Raw genomic sequence first — 22,271 nt, 5'->3', positions numbered from 1 at the left:
GACGAACTGAGCTTTCGTTGCGCCCAGGACGAACGGCAGTAATACGCAAGAAGTAGAGGTTTAGCGCGCTGCTCTGAACAGGCTGGACGGCGCAGAACTTCGCCGTGTAATCATGTGTCGAGCATGTCCCATTCGTCTCCCAAGACCCAACGCAGAGCGGAGAGCTTGCCATTCAACATACCCCATTCGAAATCATCCCATGGCCCGAGGTTTGCTATTCCGACCTCCTGACGAGTTCGCTTGCCAGCAGCAAGTGCCTCTTCCCAGATGGTATCAAGTATCTGGTCCGATCTGTAAGGCCCTCGAGAATAGTCAGACTCAGGCACGACCTTCGTAAGGCCCTGTTCGACGCGGTAGCGAAGGTTCATGTGTCGGTTATACCAGACTTGTTGGTAAAGAAGGTGCGCCGCCTCGGTCAGTTCCGTCAACGTGCGGAATTCAGGGCTATATCCCAGTTCGAAATCCCCCAGTTCTAGTGCGCCGGGGTCTGTCTCTTCGACGAACCTGCCAATGTCCAAAATGTATTGTGACCGATCACCGAAGGCGTGAGCAAGTTCGGGATGCGGCGTGCGGTTGTCACCTCGGGGGTCACTAAAATCGGTATGATTGGTCGTCGCGAAACCGAACGCGATGTGATCCCTGACAGGCTCCTGTCGCATTTCGTCATAGACCTCGAAGAGGATTGCGTCGGCGATACTGCCTTTGTCACGATGGCAAGGTGCTTCGCCATACAGGGAGCGACTTGCCGCCCTTGCCCGGTGGAAAATGGAAGTTTCGACATTGATGTTCTCGCCGTGATCCATCAGTTCCTGCACCTGATCCACGATGCCACCCTCTTGAGTAGCGTTCGAAAAATCTATGCCCTGCAGAACGTCCAGCGCCTGCTTAGCGATGTCTTGGTCTGCATGTCCTGTCAGAGCGTAACGGAGCGATTTCAGGTGGGACTGTAAGGCCTTCGTGGATTGCGTTGCCACCCTATCCTTGTTTCGGGCGAATTCTTCGCGGACGATATCAGGCACAATTATTTCGAGTTGGGCATTGTCACACATCTCATGAAGAGCGCGGACCAGTGGCGCAGCTCGATAGCTCCCCGCCATGTCCAGCCAAACGCTGGTGTCGATCAGCACTCTGTAGAGCGATACTGCCATTCTCATTGCCCCCTAAACCAACCGTTGGCTTGTCAGCACGGGCGCAGGCGTGAACTTCTTCATCAGACGCCTTTTCGATTGCAGACCTGGGTTTCAGGCAATTTAGTATATCTCGCAGTCGCACTTAGTGAAAAGCCGCCATTCAAACACAACGCGGCGTCCGAAACCTGGGCTCATTTTCTGCCATTCGCTGCTCAAAGGACGAATGACCGCCCTGGGCCGATCCCAGCCAATTTAGGCACCGAACGCGAAGGTGCTTTTGCGTCGCTCGCATCTGCAAAGGTAAAGGCCCAATGTATCCTCCATGGCGCCCCGCATTTGGTCATGGTCCAATCAGGCGGCGTGCATCCGGGCTGTGTCTTCTCTTCATCCAACTTCCGAACCGAGTTGGCATGATCTGGAACTAAAGGCGAACATATTGGAGCGACAGGGCGTTTCGGCTAGAGTTGTCGCATGGACGATGCGCCCAACATTGTGGAATGCCGCGTTGAGCCTTTCGGCTCGTCATGCTCTGTCGACCTGAAACGTATCGATGAGGCGCTGAATATGCGTCGATATTATCACATTAGCCTGCAACCGGATTTGTTCGGCGGCGTGGATGTGGTGCGGGAGTGGGGACGGATTGGTCGTCGTGGTCAATCCTTGATCGAACGGCATCCAGACGAGCAGTCAGCGATGGCGGCAATGAGGGCTCGCGAAGCGGTGAAACGCAAACGTGGATACGGATCGAGGTCGTCGATCTAGGTCAATTCACCGGACTTTGCCAAACGGGCCAAGCTCAAGCGTGAGACGTTGGATCGGTATCTCGGCAGCCTGATCGATGGAGGTCATCGATTGGTCGGTATCGAAGTAAAGGCGGCAACCAAAGTTACTGCTGGTGATTTCAAGCACCAGAAACGGTTCGCCAAAGACGGACCGTGAAGGGGACGTGGAACCGTAGGTCTTCTGTTCTACCTAGTTCAGGAGAAGCTCACCATGTGCGACGTTGACTTCGCACTGCCGCTCGGCGCGCTATGGGCGGCAGTGGACCTGGGATAGCCGAGGCTCGAGTTCGAGTCGTGGGGCACGGCCCAGCAAGGGACAGTTTGGGGATCGCTCCGCCAAGTCGGGCGCGCAGAGCGTGGCACTTGTTTACGCCTTCGCGGACTTTTCGATGCCGTGGCCAAAGGGTGTGCAGCCCTTGCGTTCCAAAGACATAGCTCTATCAACTTGCGCGGTATCGTCCCGGAGGAGCCTCGCCGATGCGCATGCGCGACACATTCATCAAGCCGATGCATCCCGAGGGTCGGCGGTTCGTGGCGATCTTCGTGGTCGTTACGGTGGGTCTGTTCCTGATCTCGGGGTTTCTTGGCTGGATCGGCGTCGGGCTAACCGTCTGGTGCTATTACTTCTTCCGGGATCCGGAGCGGGTCACGCCGCTACGGCCGGGCGTCGTGGTCAGCCCGGCGGATGGGATTGTGTCACTGATCGAACCGGCTGTCCCGCCCGTCGAGCTTGGTATGCCGGACGTGGCGCTAACGCGTGTGAGCGTGTTCATGAGCGTGTTCAACTGTCACGTGAACCGGGTGCCGGTGACGGGTGAGATTGCTGCCATTGCCTACCGCCCCGGCAAGTTCTTCAACGCCTCGCTCGACAAGGCCAGTGTGGACAACGAGCGCAACAGCCTGCGCATCCGTATGACGGACGGGCGCAATCTGGCGGTTGTTCAGATCGCCGGACTGGTGGCGCGGCGCATCGTGTGTTTCGTGAAGGTGGGCGATACCCTGACCACCGGCGAACGGTTTGGTCTGATCCGTTTCGGGTCGCGGCTTGACGTTTACCTGCCAGAAGGGGTCGAGCCGATCGTCGCGCTGGGACAGACGATGATCGCGGGCGAATCCGTGATCGCGGAGCTGACGCAACCAACAGAAGGGTAGGGGACAGCACATGCCTGACACCCCGAACAAAGCGCCGACCGAGTTCGCGCTGATTCAGCTTCTGCCCAACATGCTGACCATCGTCGCGATTTGTGCGGGCCTGTCGGCGATCCGGGAGGGTTTCGGGGCGACTACGCGACGGCGGTGCTTCTTATCCTTGCCGCCGCCGTGCTCGACGGCCTCGACGGTCGGATCGCGCGGCTCTTGGGCAGCGACAGCGCGATTGGGGCCGAGTTGGATTCGCTTGCGGATTTCCTGAACTTCGGTGTCGCCCCTGCACTGGTTCTTTACTTCTGGGTCTTGCAGGACCTGCCAAGCGTCACATGGCTTGCCGTGCTCGCCTATGCGGTCTGCTGCGTGATGCGCCTTGCGCGGTTCAATGTCAGCGATAAAGCCAAAGAGCCTACTGCGGACCGTGCGTATTTTGTCGGTGTGCCTGCCCCGGCCGGCGCGTTCCTTGTCATGCTGCCGATGTTCGTATCCTTCGCGTTCGCGGACGTGCCTCTGGTGCCCGGCTACGTCATCGCGGTCTACATGGTCGGAGTTGGGCTCCTGATGATCAGCCGCATCCCGACCTGGTCCTTCAAGAAGACCAAGGTGTCGCGCCACAATGTGAAGTTCTTTCTCGTCGGGTTCGCCGTGCTCTCGGCTGCGCTCCTGATCGAGCCGTGGGTTTCGTTGGTCGTGATTTGCCTTGCCTACATCGGCATGGTCATCTGGGCCTTGCTGGATCGCAGGACACGCTGAAACAGACCGGGAGCGGGGCATTGGACATCAAGGCCGTCAAGACATCCTACGCCCGTTGGGCGCCGGTCTATGATCGGACGTTCGGAGCCATCACCAACACCGGGCGGCGCCGGGCGGTGGCGTTCGTGAACGGCCTTTCGGGGCGGGTCCTTGAGGTCGGCGTCGGAACGGGGCTTGCATTGCCGCACTATCGTCCCGACCTCGAAGTGACCGGCATCGACTTCAGTGACGAGATGCTGGCCAAGGCCCGTGCGAAGGTGCGGGACATGGACCTGAACCACGTGGTGGACCTGCGCCAGATGGACGCCCGGGCGCTGGATTTCCCCGATGCAAGTTTCGATACGGTGGTCGCGATGCACGTGCTTTCGGTAGTGCCGGACCCCGAGAAGGTCATGTCCGAGATCGCCCGTGTGTGCAAACCCGGTGGGCGCGTCGTCATCACCAACCACTTCAAGCGCGACGACGGCCTGCTGGCGATGGTCGAACGGGTCGCCGCACCGCTGTCCAACGTTCTCGGCTGGCACTCGGACTTCGAGATCGAGACTGTTTTGCAGGAGGATGATCTTGCCATCGAGGAGAAGCGGCCGTTGCCGCCCATGGGCATGATGACCTTCCTCGTTCTCCGGAAGTCGGCCTGACCGAGGAACTCGCGCGGTTCAGCCTCTTAGTGCGGCTTCGCTGACTTTCAGCGCCGGGTCCACTGCCACGTTATCGATGAGGCGCACCCCGTCGAACCAGGCGGCGAGCAGGAGGCGTGCTGCTCCGTTTGCGGCTGACAAAACGTGCGCGGTTGCACCGGCCGGAGCCGGGGCAGGGGATCATTCCTCGCGCCAGCCCTGTTCGATCCAGTCCGACACGCTGCCGGGCCAGGTGAGCGGTTCGCCATCTGCGCCGCGCAAAACGCCGCTGTCGAACAGGAAGCGGGCCATCGTCTCCAGCCGCTCCTCGTCGATCGAGCCCACCGGGGTCGCGCCATCGGTGAGGTAGCCGCCCTCGTCGATCACGCGCATCGAGCCGCGCACGAGATCCTCGTTGGGGAAGTCGCCCGCCGCGATGAGGATCTCGGCCGCCGCGACGGGATTCTGCGCGGCCCAGTCATAGCCCCTGCGCGTGGCCTCCATGAAGGCGTCGACTAGTTCCGGGTTCTCTGCGAGGGTTGCGGTTTGCGTGCCGATATAACCGCCCTGCGGCTCCGGCACGCCGTAGTCCTGATAGAGGAAATACGACTGGTCGCGGCCCAGAAGCTCGCTGTTCACGCCCTCCCATGTCGCCACCTCGAGGGTGAAGTCCACCGCGCCAGTGGCGAGCGCTTCATAGGCGCCGGTGCCCAGGGTCACGGTGTCGTAGTGGGGGTTGCCGCCGTCATTCTCGATCATGGTCGAGATCAGCGCGTCCTCCCACGCGCTGCCGAAGCCCGCGTAGGTTTTGCCTTCAAGGTCCTTGGGGCTGGAGATCTCCGGGTGGTCGGAGTTGTAGACCAGCCGCCCGGCCTCGCGCTGCATCGTGACCCAGAGCCCGGTGATCGGCGCATCGCCGGCCTTGGCGCTCATAAAGCCGAGCGCGGTCATGTAGGCGAAATCCACCGCGCCAGCCGCCAGAAGCGCGGTCGAGGCGCTGTCGGAATAGGGGAGAATTTCCACGTCCAGCCTGGCCTCGTCAAAATACCCGTTCTCCTGCGCGACGACCAAGCCGATGTGGTTGGTGTTGAGCGTCCAGTCGAGTGCGATACTCACGTCTTCAGCCCAAGCGGCAGGGGCCGCGAGGACGGTGGCAAGTGTGAATGCGGTGGATTTCATGGGGTCTCCTCCAATAGCATGGTTCTCAGTGTCGATCGGATCTCGGCCAGCGCGGCCTCGGTCCGCGCAGCGCGCGGTGTGGGGATCGGAATGTCGGCGGTGATGCGACCGGGACCGCCCGCCATGACGAGAATGCGGTCGGCCAGTTGGGTGGCTTCATAAAGGTCGTGCGTGACCATCAGCACCGTGCGCGGCTGCGCCTCCAGCCGGGCGACGAGCCAGTTTTGCATCCTGAGCCGCGTCACCGCGTCTAGCGCCGAGAACGGCTCGTCCAGCAGGAGAACCGGCGTGTCCTGAACGATGGTGCGCAGGAAAGCCGCCCGCTGGCGCATGCCGCCCGACAGCTGGTCGGGGAAGCTGTCCTCGTGCCCCTCAAGCCCGAAGGCGGGGAACATGGCGCGCACCCGGTCGCGGGCGTCTTGGGGGCGAGTGCCCCGGATCTCCAGCCCGAGGCTCGCGTTCTCGGTGGTGGTGAGCCAAGGGAACAGCGTGTCTTGTTGTGGCTGGTAGGAAATGTCAGGGCAGGGCAGGGGGGTCGGCCTCCCCTCCAGCTGCGCGGTGCCGGTGACGTCGAGTTCCGCGGCCAGGACGCCCGCAAGCCATTTGACGACCGAGCTCTTCCCGCAGCCCGAGGGGCCAATCAGGCAGGTGATCGCGTTGCGGGGCAGGGTGAGGGAGAGGCTCTTCACCAGCACCTCCCGCCCCACGCGGATTGTCAGGTTCTCTACCTCAAGCATGGGTCACCCTCCGGAACCGACGGCCGGTGGCGCGTTCGACGATCAGAATGGCGGCGAGCAGGGTGAGCGTGAGCGTGGCCGAGATGACGACGGCGGCGAGGACGAGGTCGGCGCGGAAGTTGTTCTTGGCGGTCAGGATATAGATGCCCAGCCCCTGCCGCGCGCCCGCGTACTCGGCAAAGATCGTGGCGACGATGGCGTAGGTGGCCGAGATTCGCAGGCCGGAGAAGAACTGCGCCCGGGCTGAAGGAAGGGTGGCGCGACGGAACACGACCCACCGGGAGGCGCCCATCGAGACGAGCTGATCGCGAAAGGCACGCGGCTGGCTCGCGTAGCCCGCCATCAGGCTCACCACCATCGGGAAGAAGGTGACTAGGATCACGAGCAGTACCTTGGGCAGGAGTCCGAAGCCGAACCACAGGACCATGAGCGGAGCGAGGGCGACAATGGGGACCGTCTGGCTCGCCACGAGGAGCGGCATCATCCCCCGGCGCAACCAGAGCGCAAAATGGAGCGAGACCGACACCGCGAAGGCGAAGAGGATCGACAGGCTGAAGCCGACGCCGGCGACCCCAATGGTGGCGAGGGCGTGGCGCAAGATCTCGCGCCGTTCGACCCAAAGGCCGTTCGCCACGTCGCTTGGGGCAGGCAGGATGAGGGCCGAGGCGTCGGTGAGGAGGACATAGCCCTCCCATCCCGCAAGGAAGAGGGTCGCCAGCACGAGGGCCGGGTAGATATATCGCAGATACAACATTGCACTCCGAGCAGGGGCGGGGGCGCCCGTGCAGGGCTCTCAGGCGAGGCTGGGGCTGTTAGCGGAAGCGGTGAGGTCGACGGTCACGTGACCCTCGGCCGGGCCGAAGCGCAGGAACGCCTGGCGCAGAGTCTCGAATACCGCGCCTGCGTCGCCCCGCAGCCGGGTGCAGAAGTTCTTGGATTTCAGGAACGTGCCGCTCGACTTGAGGAAATCGATGCAGCCGTAGATCTCGTCCATGTGGTTGCCGCTGCCCATGACGTAAAGCGAGAACTGCACGTCGATGCCCACGCCCGTGGCCAAGGCGTTCTCGACCGCCTGGGCGGCAAGCGCCTGACGCTCGGCCAGGCTTTCGTCCTGTGCGCGCTCAAGCACTTCGCAGCGGCAGGAGGGATCGTCTGGCCCGCCCGGACAGCCGCGAGAGAGCGTGACATGCATGGTGACATGCTCTGGCCGCTTCGCCGAGGCGGCGAACAGGTCGCGGATCGCGTCGAGCAGCGGCTTCGGCGCGCCGACCATGAGGGTCGACATGTCGTCGGTCTCGATCCTCAGGTCGTCCTTGTAGGGGGTGAGGGCGTCGAGCCCGGCGGTGATGACCTCCACGAATTGAGACGTCATCGGATACAGTGACACTTGCGCGCCTATGAACATGCTAGCACCTCGCTCCGCTGGTATTATCCAGATCAGCTGTGAAAGGGTTCGCGCTGGATCGCGCATCTCAGCCCCGAGAAGGAGCACCCCTGGTTATGTGAGGGCACCGTCATGCTTGCGGTCTGGATTGTCAACAGGCGCTGGCGACCTGGAAATCGTGGATGTGGGCCTGACCTTGCCTGCGGAACATGGCACAAGATGGGCGAACAAGACGAAGGATCGCTGTTATGACCCGAACGGACAGTGCAGATGCCGCCCCTATGCTGTCGTTCCCGTTTGAGACGATGCCGGACTTCGGCGAAATGATCGAGATTGCCGATGGCATTCTATGGACCTGCATTCCGTTGCCCTATCGTCTGGACCACGTGAACATCTACTTCCTGCGCGACGGCGACGGTTGGGCGGTCATCGACACGGGCATACGCACGGAAGAGGCAATCGGGATCTGGGAGGCGATCTTCGCCGGTCCGATGCGCGGCGCGCGGATCACACGGGTCATCGTGACTCATGCGCACCCGGATCATATTGGGCTCGCCGGCTGGATGTGCGCGCGGTTCGATGCACCGTTGCTCACCAGTTTTTCGACCTACATGGGGTGTCAGGTGATTTCGCAGGGGCGCAGCGAGACCGCCACGCGCCATTCGTTCGATTTCTATCGCAGCCACGGGATGAGCGAGGAGCTGGCGAGCCTCGTCGCCATTCGCGGGAACGAATACCTGAACCGCGTGACGCCCCTACCGCTCGAGTTCCTGCGCCTCGTGATGGCGGATGTGATCGAGATTGGGACCCGCAGTTTCCGGGTCATGACCGGCGAGGGTCACGCGCAGGAGCAGGTGATGCTGTATTGCGAGGACGAAAAGCTGCTGTTCTCGGCCGATCAGGTGATCGAGCGGATTTCACCGAACATCAGTGTGTTCGAGGGAGATCCGCATGGTGATCCGCTGGGCCATTTCTTGCGATCCCTGCGGTTGATGCGGTCCGAGCTTCCGGATGACGTGCTGGTGCTGTCTGGCCACCGGCGGCCGTTCTACGGGCTGCACTCGCGTTGCGCTGAGCTCGAAGTTCATCATGAGGAGCGGTGCGATCTGATCCGGGACGCCTGTGCAACCGCGCCGCGTTCGGTCGCGGACCTTGTGCCGTTTCTGTTTCCCCGCACGCTCGACCCACATCAGATGAGTTTCGCCTTCACCGAAACGCTGGCCCACGTGAACCGCCTCGTCCGGCGCGCAGAGATCGAAACCCGCGAAAGCGAGGAGCGGATCGTGCACGTCCCCGCGGGATGACTTGGCCAGTCGAGAGGGCGTTTTCACGACGGCGATCTGATCGGGACCAGACGGTGCAGCTCACGGCGCCCACCGACCGACCGTGCGCGGCACAAACCTGCCCTCAAACCTCGTGCTCTCTACTTGCCCCGAAATTCTCACCTATGCTCAAGGCGACATTCGGTCCTGGCACGATCTTGCGAGGCTCGCCGACATCGTTCGACCGATGATGGGGATCACCACGGATGTGTGGGAGACTGCTATGGACACCATGGGCGCGATTGAAGCCTCAATCGTCATCGCCGCGGTGTTGGAGCGGTTCAGTGAGATCAAGAACCCGGGGGCTTATCTAAGAACCCTGACAATACGGTCGAAGGAAAGGCATTTCTCGAGCAGCCCGATGGTCATGGCACTTGGGCGAAGGACCGCAGCGTGAGGGTTCACAGCTGTGAACTCCAAACAGACAGCAGGGCAGGGGGTGAAGCGAGGGCAGGGGTGAGGCGGTTTGAGGTATAGAATTGACCTCTATGCCTCATAAATGGTTATGTCATGAGTTATAGAAAGGGGGCCTATCACTCATGGTATGGAACTGGCAGATACCCGGTTGGCCGGACTTCCGGTATGATCCGGAGGCATTGGCACCGCTCGAACAACGCTTTCTGCTGTCTTCGGGTGAAGTGCTGGGTGCCGTGCATCATGTGACACCGTCCGAGCGGGATCAGCTTCGCATCGATCTCCTGAGCGACGAGGCGATGAAGACCAGTGCCATCGAGGGCGAGATGCTGGATCGGCGCAGCGTCCAATCCTCGCTCCGCCGGCACCTTGGACTGGAACCGGGCAGCTATCCGGGCAAACCGCGTGAGCAGGGTGTGGCCGAGATGATGGTCGACGTCTATTCGACGTTTGCGGAGGCGCTTAATCACGGGACGCTTTTTCGGTGGCACGAGATGCTGCTGGCCTTCGACAAGCGGCTCGAAGTTGTTGGATCATACCGGCAGCACGCGGAGGCCATGCAGATCGTTTCAGGCCGGCCCGATCGCCCGGTCGTCCATTTCGAGGCCCTGCCATCCGCGCGGGTTCCGGCGGAAATGGACAGATATGTCGACTGGTTCAACCGGACCGGGCCGGAAGCCGAAGCGCCGTTGCCGGCGTTGACGCGGGCGGGTCTCAGCCATCTCTATTTCGAGAGCATTCACCCGTTCGAGGACGGGAACGGGCGATTGGGTCGTGCCCTCGCCGAGAAGTCTCTGGCGCAGAACATCGGGCAACCGAGCCTCATCGCGCTTGCCTTCACCATCGAGCGACAGCGGAAGGCGTATTACGATCAGCTTGAACGCCATCAGCGGACACTGGACGTCACGCCTTGGCTGGTCTGGTTCGCCGAGGCGGTTCTGGCCGCGCAGCAGGTCACGTTAGACCGCGTGGGCTTTTTCATCGCCAAGGCGCATTTCTATGACCGGCACCGCGACAGGCTGAACGAACGGCAGACGAAGGCGATCGAGCGGATGTTTCGCGAAGGGCCGGATGGATTCGAGGGCGGTTTGAGCGCGGAGAACTATCTTTCGATCACCGGGACGTCGCGTGCGACGGCGACGAGGGATCTGCAAAACCTGGTCGAGATCGGCGCCCTCACGCGCACGGGCGAACGGCGATACACGCGATACTGGCTGAACTTGGACCGGCCGCAAAGTCAGGCTTGAATTCTGAATATAGATAAAACCAATGAGTCCAAGTGCGAGGATGCTGCGATCCAGTGAGGCTCAAGCGCAGTAGAGACCGAACATGAACAATGAAGAAAACGGGCCCTTGGACAATACAGCCAAGTTGCGTCAGGTCGGGGGCACGGGCGGCGGGCTGACGTTTCGACGGCTTCAGATCTTCTGGGCGGTCGCGAACGCGTCGAGCCTGACGCGGGCGAGCAAGCAGATCGGGCTGGCGCAGCCGACGGTGTCACAGCAGATCGCCTCGCTCGAGGACATCGTCGGGATGCCGCTTTTCGAGCGCCGGTCCAATTCTCTCGAGCTGACCGAAGCCGGGCGGCAGTTGATGCGCTATGTGCAGAAAGTCCTCGAGAGTATGCAGTCGCTGGAGGACGGGCTGGGTGCCATCGGCGATGGGTCGCGCCGGACGCTGCGCCTTGCGGGTCTGAATTCGATTCTCAGGGTGCTGGTGCCGACCGCCATGGAAGCCCTGCACAAGAAGTTCTCGGAAATCGACTATGACATCCACGAAAGCGCGCCCGCGGAAGTCATCGAGATGCTCTATGCGCGGCGGATCAACCTTGGCCTGATCTCGTCGAATTCCATCGCGCCGGCCAGTGCCGGGTTCGAGCAGATTCACATTTGCACCGACCCTTACGTTCTGGCCGTGCCCAGCGACCTCGACCTGTCGGGTGTGACCGACCCGTCGCGCGATCTTTCCGCGAACGATCAGGACGTCCTGTTCCGCTCGATCCAGTTCGCCTTCGGCACGCAGCACAGCAGGCGGGTGCAGGCATGGTATGACGGGTTGATGCCGGGAAACCGGCCCTTCGCACAGGCGCGGAGCTTCGAGGTGGCCATCGGCATGGTGCGGGCCGGGCTGGGCATCTGTCTTGCGCCGGCGATGTCCTGTGTCGTGGGCGATCGCGTGATCGACGGGGTCCGGCTTTACCGCGTCGATTTCCCGGCACGTGACGTGGTCGCGCTGCTGCCGAAACAGTATCTGCGGCAGGAGCTTTATTCCTGCCTAATCGACGAGCTTGGGGCGGCGGGGCGCACCTATGCGCCGCCGCCCGCCAGCGAAACGCCGCCCTTTCTGCTCAAGCCAACGCCCGAGTTCGACCCGGCGTCGTAGGCGCGTCCATACGCGCACGAATGGCTCTATGGATGCCATAGATTGCCGGATCGGGGCGTCCATTTCTACGCTCGCAGGGCAGCAATTCCGCTGTTCAAAAGCTAGAAAGGGAGGTCCACATGGCTTGGGATGCACCGAAGGTTCGCGAGATTCCGGTCGGCATGGAAATCAACATGTACGCCTGCGCGAAGCAGAAGTAATCGATGACCCCTCCATCCGAAATCGCGCCCGCCAAGCAGGGTTCACTAAGCCTGATCGTGCTTGGTGGCGCGGCGGGTGGAGGGGTTCCGCAGTGGAACTGCAACTGCGCGTCGTGTCAGGCCGCGCGGCGCGATCCGTCGCTGGCGGACGGGCAGGCATCGCTTGCCTTCAGTGCGGACGGCGAGAACTGGTTTCTCGTGAATGCGTCGCCCGACCTGCGCCAGCAGATCAATGACATACCCGAACTGCATCCGCGCAGTGGAAAGCTTCGCGACAGCCCGATCGCGGGTGTCCTGCTCGCCAATGGCGAGGTCGATGCCCTCGTGGGGCTTTTGTCGTTGCGGGAGGGGTCGCCGTTCGGGATTTGGGCGCATGACCGGGTCTTGAGCGTTCTGGAGCAGAACAGCATTTTCAACGTGCTGGACCGCGAGACCGTCCCCCGTCGCGCAATCGACATCGGAACGCCGTTCGAGCTTGTGCTGCAAGACGGGACACCGACGGGGATGACCGTCGAGGCGTTCGAGGTGCCGGGCAAATCCGCCTGGTATCTGGAAAAGACGAGCCACGGGCATCAGCGGGACGTTCCGGGCGATACGCTGGGGCTGGAGATCACCGGGCCGGATGGGCGGAAGGTGTTCGTCATCACCGCCTGCGCCGGGTTGGATCAGTCCTTGGCGGATCGTCTGCGCGGGGCCGAGGTCGTGTTCTTCGACGGCACACTCTGGCGCGACGACGAACTGCTCGTCTCCGGGCTTGGCCAGAAGACGGGTCAGCGCATGGGCCATATGTCGATGTCCGGCCCGGACGGGGTGGTTGAGGCGTTTCGCGATCTTGGCGTCAAGCGCCGGTTCTTCATCCACGTCAACAACTCGAACCCTGCCAACCTGCCGGATTCGCCCGAACGCAGCAGCGTCGAAGAGGCGGGCTGGATCGTGGCCAGACAGGGCCAAAAGGTCACGCTATGAGCCTTGATTTCAGAGAGTTTCCACAGATCCCCGACACGCCGCTCGACAGTGCGGAGGCGATGGAAGAGCGGCTTCGCCTGATCGGGGAAACCCGCTATCACAACCTGCACCCGTTTCACGACATGCTGCATGGCGGTCGGCTGACCAAGGGTCAGGTGCAGGCGTGGGCCATCAACCGATATTACTACCAAAGCTCGATCCCGCTGAAGGATGCGATCATCGTGTCGCGGTTCACCGACCGCCTGATCCGGGTGGAGTGGCGGCATCGCATCGAAGACCACGACGGCGCGCCGGAGAGCGAGGGTGGTATCGAACGCTGGTTGCAGCTGACGGACGGGCTGGGCATTTCGCGCGACTACGTGGAATCGACGCAAGGCATCTTGCCCGCGACGCGGTTCGCGGTGGATGCCTATGTTCATTTCGTGCGGGACCGGAGCCCGCTGGAGGCGATCGCATCGTCGCTGACCGAACTGTTCGCGCCGCAGCTTCACGAACAGCGGATTTCGGGGATGCTGGAGCACTATGATTTCATCCGTCCTAAGATCATGACCTATTTCAAGCGCCGTCTGTCGCAGGCGCCGCGCGATGCGGCCTTTGCGCTCGACTACGTGAAGCGGAACGCCAGAACTCCGGAGGAGCGGACGCTGGTCTGCGATGCCCTGTTGTTCAAGACACAGGTTCTATGGGTGCAGCTGGACGCGCTTTATCATGCCTATGTGTCGGGCTTCCCGCCGCCCGGCGCGTTCAGGCCGCAGGTCGAGGCATGACGATGACTGTGGCGTCCGCGCGCAAACCGTTGGTCGTTCGCCCGGAAACGGTCGTGGCGCTGCCTCGGCACGTGCAGTTGAAGTTCGACAAGCTGCGCGAGATGTGGCTGCTGCTGGCGCCCGAGCGCATCCTGACCCCCGACGACATCGCCGTGCGCGTCCTGCAACTGTGCGACGGGACACGCAGCGTGCATCAGGTCTGCGAGGCGCTTGCCGAGATCTATGCCGCCCCAATCGACCGGATCGAGGCGGACGTGATCGTCATGGTGCAGGATCTTGCCACGCAGGGTTATCTCCAATCCTTTGAAACAGGGGCATGATGGATACCAGCTTTCACGAACCAGACAGCAAACTGGCGCCCGGCGTCGGCACGACCCATGGGCTGCCCGTCGCGGTGTTGCTGGAAGTCACGCATCGTTGCCCGCTGCAATGCCCCTATTGCTCCAATCCCCTGAACCTCGAGCGTCCGGCGGCCGAGCTTGCGACCGAAGACTGGGTCCGAGTTCTGCACGAGCTGGCGGAACTGGGCGTTTTGCAGGTGCATTTCTCGGGCGGCGAACCGATGGTGCGTCGCGACATCGTCGAACTGGTCGCGGCGGCCACCGACGCGGGGCTTTACTCGAACCTCATCACTTCCGGCGTGAACCTGTCGCGCGAACGGCTTGCCGCGCTGGCCGAGGCGGGGCTGAGCCATGTCCAGATCAGTTTTCAGGGCAGCGAGAGCGAAACCGCCGATAGGGTAGGGGGGTATCGGAACGGTCACGCCAAGAAGCTGGAGGCGGCGCGTCTGACGCGCGAGGCGGGCTTTCCGTTGACGGTGAACGCCGTGATGCATCGTCAGAACCTGCATCAACTGCCCGAGATGATCGACATGGCCGTCGAACTGGGCGCGCAACGGATCGAGGTCGCCAACGTGCAGTATTACGGTTGGGCGCTGCGCAACCGTGCTGCGCTGATGCCAACCATGGAGCAGATCGAGACCTGCAACCGCATCGTGGCCGAGGCCGAAGAGCGTCTGCGCGGCATCCTGATGATCGACTACGTGGTGCCCGACTATTACGCGGTCCGGCCCAAGACCTGCATGGGGGGCTGGGGGCGTCAGTTCTTCAACATTTCGCCCGCCGGAAAAGTGCTGCCCTGTCATGCCGCCGAAACGATCACCGGGCTGGACTTCGACAGTGTGCGGGATCACTCGCTGGCGTGGATCTGGGATCACTCGCCCGCGCTCAACCGGTATCGTGGCACCGACTGGATGGCCGAACCCTGCAAAAGCTGCGAGCATCGCGAAGAGGACTTCGGCGGGTGCCGGTGTCAGGCGTTCGCGCTTGCCGGCGATGCCGGGGCGACCGACCCGGCCTGTTCCTTCTCGCCGCTCCATGACGAGATCTTTCGCGTTGCCGAAACCGAGGCCGCGGCGGACGATGTGTCGTTCGCGTATCGCAATTACCTGACCCCCGTGCCCGGCGAATAGCGTCGGCCATGAAGGAGCTGACCCGAGATAACCTCGCTGTCGGTGACGGGCACGAGATCCACGTTCGCAGCTATGGCAATCCGGGCGGTATCCCGGCGCTGTTTCTGCACGGCGGGCCGGGGTCGGGGGTGCAGGAAAGCCAGCTTGGCATCTTCGACCCGAGCCGTTTTCACGTCATCGCCTTCGATCAGCGCGGGGCGGGGCTGAGCCGGTTCGACGACAGGTTTCACGCCAATACGACACCGCATCTTGTGGCGGACATCGAACGCATCCGAGAGAGGTTCGGGATCGAACGCTGGATGGTGGTCGGCGGGTCGTGGGGCGCGACGCTGGCGCTTGCCTATGCGACGGCGCACGCGGACCGGGTCGGCGCGATGGTGCTTCGGGCTGTCTTCCTCGGCACGCGCCACGAACTTGAACGGGCGTTCCTGTCCAGCCTTCCGCGATTCTATCCGCAGCTCTATGCCGACTTCGTCGGGCTGTTGCCTGAGAATGATCGCTCGCGCGTTCTGGATGCCTATTGGCATCGCATCCTCGACGCGGACCCGGCGGTTCACAGGCCATTCTCGATCGCGTGGCACGACACCGAACGGGTTCTGTCGGTCCTGTCGCCGGACGTGCCCTGTCTGTCGGAAGACCTGTCGGCGCGGGGCGACAGGCCCTTGCCGCGCACCCCGTTCATGGAGGCGCATTACTTCCGCAACGACTGTTTCCTCGACGCGCCGCTCATCGAACAGGTTCACAGGCTGAACGGGCTGCCCGGTATCCTGATTCAGGGCCGTTACGATCTTTGTGCCCGCCCGAAACTTCGTATGCCCTTGCCTCCAGATGGACGGGTTCGAGCGTTCGGGTGGTGTCGCCCGCAGGGCATTCGATGGAGGACCAGAGCATTCGGTCCGCGCTTACGGCGGCCATCACCGAGATGGCGAGATTGATGAACGGGCGTCTGTAAGGGGCGGGCGGTCCCGGTTCAACCCGTCGGCTGGACCGCCACGTTGTCGATGAGGCGCACCCCGTCTAGCCATGCGGCGAGGAGGAGGCGACCGGGCCCGGTAGCGACGGACATGGGGTGAGGTCGGGGTCGCTGCACAGGTCGAGGTAATCGATATCCGTGAACCCAGCCGCAACAAGGCGGCTGCGCGCCTCGTCCAGAACGTCCTTGGTCGGCGCGCCCCGTGTCAGGGCTTCGGCGGCGGAACGGAGAATGTCGTGCAGGACCAGCTTGTTGCATGGGTCAGAATATGGGCGCAGTCGCCCCGTTCCCCAAGTGACTATGCAGCTCGCTTGAAGACCGCACGACCAAGTCGGGTCATGCGGTTGAGTGATTTTGTGGCGATCTGGTTTTCTGTGACTTGGCGGTTCATTTCCCTAGCGTTCAGCTCTGGGCCGATGACGAACTTGCGGCGCCCGATTTGGGCTTCGACGAGGGCGCGATCATTGTACCCCGTCGCTGCCTGCCACGCCATTCGGCCTTGCTCGGCGATACGCTCCATGTGAGCGTCGCGACCATCGCTCAGGCCGAGGACGGCGGTTATCGGCGGCGGGATGGTGATCTCGAGGTCTGTCCCGAAGGCTTCGGTCAAACAGTTGAAAACTCCGGCACCGTTCTAGGCTCCGTCTGCAAGGACGCGGGCCACCGGGTTTTCGATCACGGCGATGAGTTCGGGCAATGCGGTTTCATCCCCGACATGGTCGGTGGTCAGCAGCAGGGCAACGATCTCGCCGCTGTTAGGATCGTACCCGATGTGCAGTTTGCGCCAGGATTTGCGTGTCTTTCCCGCCCCATGCTTGGTTTCCTGCCAGCCTGAACCGCGATGGATCTTCAGGCCCGTGCTATCCACGATCAGCGTGATGGGGCCACTGGATTGCGGCCTGTCGTCCACAACCGAGAGGCCAATCGCCCGCCGCGACAAGGTCGAGAAGTCTGGAACCGGCAACTCCATGCCCATCAGTCCAAGTAGCGACCGGACGAACCCTTGGGTCTGACGCAACGGCTGGTGAAAGATCAGCCCCAGCGTCAGACAGGTCTCAATCGCGAAGTCCGAATATTTCGGCTGACCACCGCGACCCTTTCGCTTCGGCGCAAGCCATTTCCCGGCGGCCCCATCCGCAAGCCAGATCGTCACGTCGCCGCAGAGCCTCGTTGTAGTCCGACCAATTGGTCACCGTGTATTTCGCCTTGGGAAACTTATCGCGCCGACCAGCGTTGAATTTGTGCGGCATCACACGCTCCCATGAATATCACAGGGCGCACGTTCTCGCCGAAATCGGCGACCCATGCAACAAGGTGCATGAAAGGGTCAGACCGCATGGCGATGACCGAACGTTTCCGAGATTGATCGCGCGCTTCTCAGAACAAGTCGTGCGAGGCTACTCTCGGGGCCTGTATCCAACCGTCCGCTGCGACCGAACACGGTCAAGGCCATTTGGAGGCGTCCTGTGACATCAAATACGGGCGCACTTACCGCACCGAAACCATCGCCGCCGCCATCATTCATGGCCGAGAACCCTCGGTCCCTAGTTTCGGCGATGATTTCCGCAAGCGCGCCCCGGTCGCGCGGGGCGTTCCGACGACCCGAGTTCCTATTCTGTTCAAGTTCTCGATCGATCGCTGCGTTGGTGCGCGCCGCCTCCTCGTAGCTGGCAAACAGGATGCCTGTCGCCGAAAAGGTTAGCGGGCAATGATGTGTTGGCGCGATTGTGGTTGCGAGATCGTGATGGGCCTCGATCACGCGGATCATTGTGGGACCTTTTTCCGTCCACACGGCGAGGGCCGCGGTTTCTCCGACCATGTCTACCAGGTCACGCAATACGGATTCGGCCAGCTTCAGGGGTTCGAAGCGGGCGAATCCCTTTACGCCAAGTTGGAAAGCCGCCGGCCCAAGATCATATTTGGATGTATCGCTCGATTGCATTGCCAACCCAGTACGGATCAGGCTGACAAGGTAACGATGGACTTTCGCCGAGGGCATAGCGACGCCGTTCGCGATCTCTGCGAGCTTCATGGGCCCGTCGGCCTGGATCAATACCTCCAGAATTTTCCCAGCCACTTCAACGGACTGGACGCCGCTCTTGTCTGGCTTCGAAGCGGTTTCTTGCGGTGACGCGATCCCATCCATTCTCTTGTTGTTCCTTCTCCTTCAGCGCCGCGGCGCTGTTCTGAATTCTCTCTTGACATGAATTCAAATCGTAAGCAAGGTTCCGCGAAGCGATAAATGTTACGATGTACGTAATAACAATCCCGCATAGCATAGTATATTGCTTTGCCATGGGCTGGAGGAGAAGTTGCAGTGCAGGACGCAGTGAAAGGGCTGCTCGTCGGTGAGGTGGCCGTTGTGACTGGCGGCGCGCAGGGAAATGGTGCCGCGATAGCTGCGGGCCTCGCAGCGGCCGGAGCGTCAGTCGCGGTCGTTGATATCAACGAGGACGGAGCGCGAAAGACTGCTGATCAGATCAACGGGCGAGGCGGCCGTGCGGCTGGCTTTGAACTTGACGTGTCGGACAGGACAGCCTGCGCCAAGCTTGCGCTCGATGTGCAAGAGGGTTTTGGCCCGGCTTCGATCCTTATCAATAATGCAGGTATCACGCGCCGAACGGCACCGAGCGAGCCAGATTTTCTGGCGCACCTGGACCAGCAGCTCGACATTAACCTCAAAGGCTCGGCCAATACGGTCGTCGCGTTTCTCGAACAGCTCAGGTCGACCAGAGGCCGGATCATAAACGTTGGCTCGATTGCGTCGTTTGTCGGCTATCGAAACTCCGCCAGCTATGCCGCGTCTAAAGGCGGGATCATGCAATTGACAAAAGCGCTGGCTTGCGATCTCGCGACAAGCGGGGTGCGTGTCAACGGCATAGCTCCGGGTGTCATTGCGACGCCAATGACCGAAGTAACCCGTGCCAATCCGGAGGCCATGGAACGTTTCATGATCCACACACCTATGGGGCGTGTTGGAGATCCGGAAGAATTGGTCGGCCCAGTCCTGTTCCTTGCCTCTCAGTTATCCAACTACGTCACCGGAACCATGCTTCCAGTAGATGGCGGATACTTGGCGAACTGAACTCAAGACAAAAGAGATGAACATCATGACCAAAGCCGACCAAGATCTTCGGGAAATCACCTGCGATCTGCTTGTCGCCGGCTCAGGTGCCAGCGGGATGACAGCAGCGATTGTTGCGGCGAAGAATGGGCTCGACGTGCTTGTCGCTGAAAAGGAACCAGTGTTTGGCGGAACTACGGCTCTTTCCGGGGGGTATCTGTGGGTTCCCAACAATCCTTTTAGTCGCGACGCAGGGGTCGATGACAACAAAGAGGCAGCACTCGCCTATATCCGGCACGAAGCTGGTAATCAGTTCGATGCGGACCGGGCGGAAGCCTTTCTCGACGCTGGCCCTGAGATGATTGAGTTCATGGAGAAAAATACCCATGTGCATTTCGAAGCTTCGCCGGCTTTCTCTGACTACCATCCGGATGCGCCCGGGGGCACCGCAGGTGGTCGATCGATCTTGGTCAAGCCAGCCAAGGCCTCCATGCTGGGCGCCGACATAGAGAAGCTTCGACCGCCGCGGCAGGAACTGACGCTATTCGGGCTGGCGATCGGCTCGGGCAAGGAACTTTGGCATTTCTATCGCGCATTCAAGCGCCCCGAATCATTCCTTTACGTGTCTCGGCGATTGGCCAAGTACGGTGTAGACAAAGCGATCACCGGCCGATCCCAGATGCTCACAAACGGGAATGCTCTCGCAGCACGCCTGTACCGCTCAGCCCGCGACGCAGGGGTTGAAGTGATGCTCGAAAGCCCGCTGAAATCGCTCATTCGAGCAGACGACGGGAAAGTCATTGGAGCGGCCATGCATACGCCGCATGGGATGCGGCGGGTCATGGCGAGAAAGGGCGTGGTTCTGGCCTGCGGCGGCTTTCCGCAGGACATCGCCCGGCGGCAATCGCTATATAAACACGCTTCCGCGGAAGGGGAGCATGTCTCCGCAGCGAGTCCTGGCAACACCGGGGACGGGTTGCGCATGGCAGAAACGATCGGGGCGGCAACCCTGATGGATTACCCGAATGCCGGCGCGTGGGCTCCAACCAGCCTTGTCCCCAGGCCGGATGGCACGAAGGGGCCGTTCCCGCACTTCATCGACCGCGGTAAGCCCGGTGTGATTGCGGTACGCCGCAATGGTAAACGGTTCGTCAACGAGGCAAACAGCTATCATGATTTCGTTCAGGGCTTGGAGGCTGCGACGCCACCTGGTGAACCGGCGGAAGCCTTCCTGATTTGCGATCATCGAACCATCCGGAACTATGGGCTCGGACACGTGAAGCCAGCACCAATGCCCCTCGGTCCTTCGATCAAGTCTGGATACCTCGTCAAAGGCGATACACTTGAGGATCTCGCCCGAAATTCCGGCATCGACATAGACGGCTTCGAGGCGACGGTTGCACGCATCAACGATGATGTTCCGACCGGGACCGATACAGAGTATGGGCGCGGCAGTACGGCTTACAACCGTTTCCATGGTGACCCGGAGGTCAAACCAAACCCGTGTTTGGCTCCAATCAAGGACGGACCGTTCTATGCGGTTCGCGTCATACCGGGAAGTATTGGCACTTTTGCTGGTCTTCGTACAGATCGTCACACGCGCGTCCTGAATGAAACCGGTGAAGCGATCGACGGCCTCTATGCCGTCGGCAACGACATGGCGAGCGTCTTGGGGGGTAATTATTCCGGTGGCGGCATCACACTAGGGCCGGGCATGACCTTCGGTTTCATTGCCGGTCAGCACGCATCTGGCGCGCGCGCCTGATCACAGTTCCGTTTAGCCGGGACATTTCACGTCCATCAAACGCCGGAGGAATGGAGACCGGCATACCTATGGGAGGATAGAAGATCATGAAACTCAAAACGTTCAAGGCAGCGGGGCTTGCTGTTAGTCTTGCGCTCTTTGGCACGGCATCCACTGCAGAAACGCAATTGCGGCTTTCCTATAACCAACCGGAGACCTCGGCCGCGTGGCAGAACGTCATGGCGCCGTATGCTGATCGGCTTGAAGAGCTCAGCGATGGGGAATTTGAGGTCGAACGTTACCCTGGTGAAGTCCTGCATCCGGTGTCTGACGGGTTTCGGGCTGCCGCGACGGGGATTACCGACATCACCTCTGCTTGGCCACTCTACCAGGCAAGCAGTTTCTCGCTGTTTCACGGCCTTGGCCTCCCTGGTGCACTGCCTGCAAGTGACATCGCGACCGTACGGGTCATGGACGAGCTTTACGCAAGCCACCTGCGGGACGAATATGAGCGCATGCGCGTTCGTCTTGCCTTCAATGCGTCCACCCCTAGCTACGATATTCTGGCATCCAGCCCGATCAATTCCCTCGACGACCTGAAAGGGCTGCGCATTCGTGCAGGGGGCTCAACCGCAACTGAGATCGTTGAACGTTTGGGGGCAATCCCCGTTACCATGTCAATCACGGACGCCTATACCGCCTTCCAACAGGGGGTGGTCGATGGGATCATTCTCGCGGCGGCCGACATGGTCGCCTACCGAATGATTGAGGTCGGCGATCATTATTACCAGACCGGCGTAGCACGTATCGCAGTTCCTCATGCGGTCAGCGCGCCATTTTACGAGGGCCTGACGCCTGAGTTGCAAGAAGTGATCGCGCAGGCGGGCTCCGAAGCAGGATACGATTATGCCCGGATGTATACCGAGCTCTCGGAAAACGCCCTGACTGAGATGGAAAAAGAAGGCGTTTCAATCGTGGTTCCGAGTGAGGAGGATCAGGCAAGGATCGACGAACTTCTTTCGCCGATGTGGGACGATTTTGTCGAAGCCAATGGTGGAGAAGGAAGCGAAGCCGCGCAATTTGTCGCGGAAATGAGCGCGCTGCGTGACAAGTACGCGGCAATGACTGACGAAGAGATCCTAGCTCTTCCGCCTGTAGATGGCCTGCGCTGAAGCAACCCATTGAGCGAGAACACGGCCCCGTCTTTTGGGCGGGGCCACACATTCTGACCAAGGTGGAA

At 61.4% G+C, this 22,271-nt stretch carries 24 protein-coding genes, 1 pseudogene and 1 riboswitch; of the genes and pseudogenes, 17 read left to right on the top strand and 8 right to left on the bottom strand.

What is annotated here, in order from left to right; translation table 11 throughout:
- Positions 1-110 precede the first annotated feature (110 nt).
- Positions 111-1,148 (bottom strand): PIN domain-containing protein, encoded by a 1,038-nt coding sequence (locus tag HOY44_RS21065; protein ID WP_287437596.1) that lies wholly within the window; start codon positions 1,146-1,148, stop codon positions 111-113.
- A 453-nt stretch (positions 1,149-1,601) separates the two neighbouring features.
- Between HOY44_RS21065 and HOY44_RS21060 the strand changes: the two genes are divergently transcribed.
- The 4 genes and pseudogenes from HOY44_RS21060 to HOY44_RS21045 all read left to right on the top strand — a co-directional run bounded on the left by HOY44_RS21060 (position 1,602) and on the right by HOY44_RS21045 (position 4,449).
- The gene (locus HOY44_RS21060) at positions 1,602-1,892 is read left to right on the top strand and encodes a WGR domain-containing protein (protein WP_287437594.1); all 291 of its coding nucleotides are present in this window, start codon (positions 1,602-1,604) and stop codon (positions 1,890-1,892) included.
- A 497-nt stretch (positions 1,893-2,389) separates the two neighbouring features.
- Entirely contained in the window at positions 2,390-3,064 is a 675-nt protein-coding gene (locus tag HOY44_RS21055) for a phosphatidylserine decarboxylase (protein ID WP_287437592.1), read from the top strand.
- A gap of 10 nt (positions 3,065-3,074) precedes the next feature.
- Positions 3,075-3,811, top strand: a pseudogene (gene pssA / locus HOY44_RS21050) (CDP-diacylglycerol--serine O-phosphatidyltransferase).
- A gap of 20 nt (positions 3,812-3,831) precedes the next feature.
- Positions 3,832-4,449 carry a class I SAM-dependent methyltransferase gene (locus HOY44_RS21045; protein ID WP_287437590.1) on the top strand — a complete coding sequence of 206 codons (618 nt, stop codon included), beginning with the start codon at positions 3,832-3,834 and terminating at the stop codon, positions 4,447-4,449.
- A gap of 180 nt (positions 4,450-4,629) precedes the next feature.
- Here the strand turns inward: HOY44_RS21045 and HOY44_RS21040 are convergent, their stop codons facing one another.
- The 4 genes from HOY44_RS21040 to HOY44_RS21025 all read right to left on the bottom strand — a co-directional run bounded on the left by HOY44_RS21040 (position 4,630) and on the right by HOY44_RS21025 (position 7,749).
- A complete protein-coding gene (locus tag HOY44_RS21040; RefSeq protein ID WP_287437588.1) occupies positions 4,630-5,607 on the bottom strand; it encodes an ABC transporter substrate-binding protein in 978 nt (325 codons plus the stop codon).
- A complete protein-coding gene (locus HOY44_RS21035; protein ID WP_287437586.1) occupies positions 5,604-6,344 on the bottom strand; it encodes an ABC transporter ATP-binding protein in 741 nt (246 codons plus the stop codon). Before HOY44_RS21035 ends, HOY44_RS21040 begins: the two co-directional genes overlap by 4 nt.
- Positions 6,337-7,098: an ABC transporter permease gene (locus HOY44_RS21030; protein WP_287437584.1), complete on the bottom strand. Its 762-nt coding sequence runs from the start codon at positions 7,096-7,098 to the stop codon at positions 6,337-6,339. The genes HOY44_RS21035 and HOY44_RS21030 overlap by 8 nt, the downstream gene beginning before the upstream one ends.
- Before the next feature lie 39 nt (positions 7,099-7,137).
- Positions 7,138-7,749, bottom strand: a complete 612-nt coding sequence (locus HOY44_RS21025; RefSeq protein WP_287437582.1) for a YkoF family thiamine/hydroxymethylpyrimidine-binding protein — start codon at positions 7,747-7,749, stop codon at positions 7,138-7,140.
- Positions 7,742-7,850, bottom strand: a riboswitch (TPP riboswitch). It overlaps the preceding gene by 8 nt.
- Positions 7,851-7,976: 126 nt before the next feature.
- Here HOY44_RS21025 and HOY44_RS21020 point away from each other — a divergent pair.
- The 10 genes from HOY44_RS21020 (at position 7,977) to HOY44_RS20975 (ending at position 16,185) form a co-directional block, all read left to right on the top strand.
- Positions 7,977-9,032 carry an MBL fold metallo-hydrolase gene (locus HOY44_RS21020; RefSeq protein ID WP_287437580.1) on the top strand — a complete coding sequence of 352 codons (1,056 nt, stop codon included), beginning with the start codon at positions 7,977-7,979 and terminating at the stop codon, positions 9,030-9,032.
- A gap of 82 nt (positions 9,033-9,114) precedes the next feature.
- Positions 9,115-9,447 carry a replication initiation protein RepC gene (gene repC, locus HOY44_RS21015; RefSeq protein WP_353806677.1) on the top strand — a complete coding sequence of 111 codons (333 nt, stop codon included), beginning with the start codon at positions 9,115-9,117 and terminating at the stop codon, positions 9,445-9,447.
- A gap of 142 nt (positions 9,448-9,589) precedes the next feature.
- Entirely contained in the window at positions 9,590-10,711 is a 1,122-nt protein-coding gene (locus HOY44_RS21010) for a Fic family protein (RefSeq protein ID WP_287437578.1), read from the top strand.
- A gap of 82 nt (positions 10,712-10,793) precedes the next feature.
- Positions 10,794-11,846 (top strand): LysR family transcriptional regulator, encoded by a 1,053-nt coding sequence (locus HOY44_RS21005; RefSeq protein WP_287437576.1) that lies wholly within the window; start codon positions 10,794-10,796, stop codon positions 11,844-11,846.
- 119 nt (positions 11,847-11,965) lie between these two features.
- Entirely contained in the window at positions 11,966-12,046 is an 81-nt protein-coding gene (gene pqqA, locus HOY44_RS21000) for a pyrroloquinoline quinone precursor peptide PqqA (RefSeq protein WP_008335771.1), read from the top strand.
- A gap of 3 nt (positions 12,047-12,049) precedes the next feature.
- Positions 12,050-13,012, top strand: coding sequence for a pyrroloquinoline quinone biosynthesis protein PqqB (pqqB, locus tag HOY44_RS20995; protein WP_287437574.1), 963 nt, complete (start codon positions 12,050-12,052; stop codon positions 13,010-13,012).
- A complete protein-coding gene (gene pqqC, locus HOY44_RS20990) occupies positions 13,009-13,779 on the top strand; it encodes a pyrroloquinoline-quinone synthase PqqC (protein WP_287437572.1) in 771 nt (256 codons plus the stop codon). Before pqqB ends, pqqC begins: the two co-directional genes overlap by 4 nt.
- Positions 13,776-14,099: a pyrroloquinoline quinone biosynthesis peptide chaperone PqqD gene (gene pqqD, locus HOY44_RS20985; protein ID WP_287437570.1), complete on the top strand. Its 324-nt coding sequence runs from the start codon at positions 13,776-13,778 to the stop codon at positions 14,097-14,099. Before pqqC ends, pqqD begins: the two co-directional genes overlap by 4 nt.
- Positions 14,096-15,250 carry a pyrroloquinoline quinone biosynthesis protein PqqE gene (pqqE, locus tag HOY44_RS20980; protein ID WP_502710714.1) on the top strand — a complete coding sequence of 385 codons (1,155 nt, stop codon included), beginning with the start codon at positions 14,096-14,098 and terminating at the stop codon, positions 15,248-15,250. The genes pqqD and pqqE overlap by 4 nt, the downstream gene beginning before the upstream one ends.
- Positions 15,251-15,258: 8 nt before the next feature.
- Positions 15,259-16,185, top strand: a complete 927-nt coding sequence (locus tag HOY44_RS20975; RefSeq protein ID WP_287437567.1) for an alpha/beta fold hydrolase — start codon at positions 15,259-15,261, stop codon at positions 16,183-16,185.
- A gap of 336 nt (positions 16,186-16,521) precedes the next feature.
- Here the strand turns inward: HOY44_RS20975 and HOY44_RS20970 are convergent, their stop codons facing one another.
- The 3 genes from HOY44_RS20970 to HOY44_RS20960 form a co-directional block, all read right to left on the bottom strand.
- Complete coding sequence (locus HOY44_RS20970) at positions 16,522-16,833, bottom strand: hypothetical protein (protein ID WP_287437565.1); 312 nt, start codon at positions 16,831-16,833, stop codon at positions 16,522-16,524.
- 24 nt (positions 16,834-16,857) lie between these two features.
- On the bottom strand, positions 16,858-17,376 hold the full coding sequence (locus HOY44_RS20965; RefSeq protein ID WP_235889225.1) for an IS5 family transposase: 519 nt from the start codon (positions 17,374-17,376) through the stop codon (positions 16,858-16,860).
- Positions 17,377-17,550: 174 nt separating this feature from the next.
- Positions 17,551-18,369 carry an IclR family transcriptional regulator gene (locus HOY44_RS20960; protein WP_138424319.1) on the bottom strand — a complete coding sequence of 273 codons (819 nt, stop codon included), beginning with the start codon at positions 18,367-18,369 and terminating at the stop codon, positions 17,551-17,553.
- 171 nt (positions 18,370-18,540) lie between these two features.
- On the opposite strand from HOY44_RS20960, the gene HOY44_RS20955 reads away from it, so the two are divergent.
- The 3 genes from HOY44_RS20955 to HOY44_RS20945 all read left to right on the top strand — a co-directional run bounded on the left by HOY44_RS20955 (position 18,541) and on the right by HOY44_RS20945 (position 22,203).
- Positions 18,541-19,308, top strand: a complete 768-nt coding sequence (locus tag HOY44_RS20955; protein ID WP_235889223.1) for an SDR family NAD(P)-dependent oxidoreductase — start codon at positions 18,541-18,543, stop codon at positions 19,306-19,308.
- A 16-nt stretch (positions 19,309-19,324) separates the two neighbouring features.
- On the top strand, positions 19,325-21,052 hold the full coding sequence (locus HOY44_RS20950; protein WP_287437561.1) for an FAD-dependent oxidoreductase: 1,728 nt from the start codon (positions 19,325-19,327) through the stop codon (positions 21,050-21,052).
- Positions 21,053-21,138: 86 nt separating this feature from the next.
- On the top strand, positions 21,139-22,203 hold the full coding sequence (locus tag HOY44_RS20945) for a TRAP transporter substrate-binding protein (RefSeq protein WP_138424318.1): 1,065 nt from the start codon (positions 21,139-21,141) through the stop codon (positions 22,201-22,203).
- Positions 22,204-22,271 lie beyond the last annotated feature (68 nt).

Source organism: Maritimibacter sp., assembly GCF_016774595.1.
GTDB lineage: Bacteria > Pseudomonadota > Alphaproteobacteria > Rhodobacterales > Rhodobacteraceae > Maritimibacter > Maritimibacter alkaliphilus.
The sequence above is the reverse complement of the archived record's forward strand: the minus strand, read 5'-3'. Positions and strand labels throughout refer to the sequence as shown.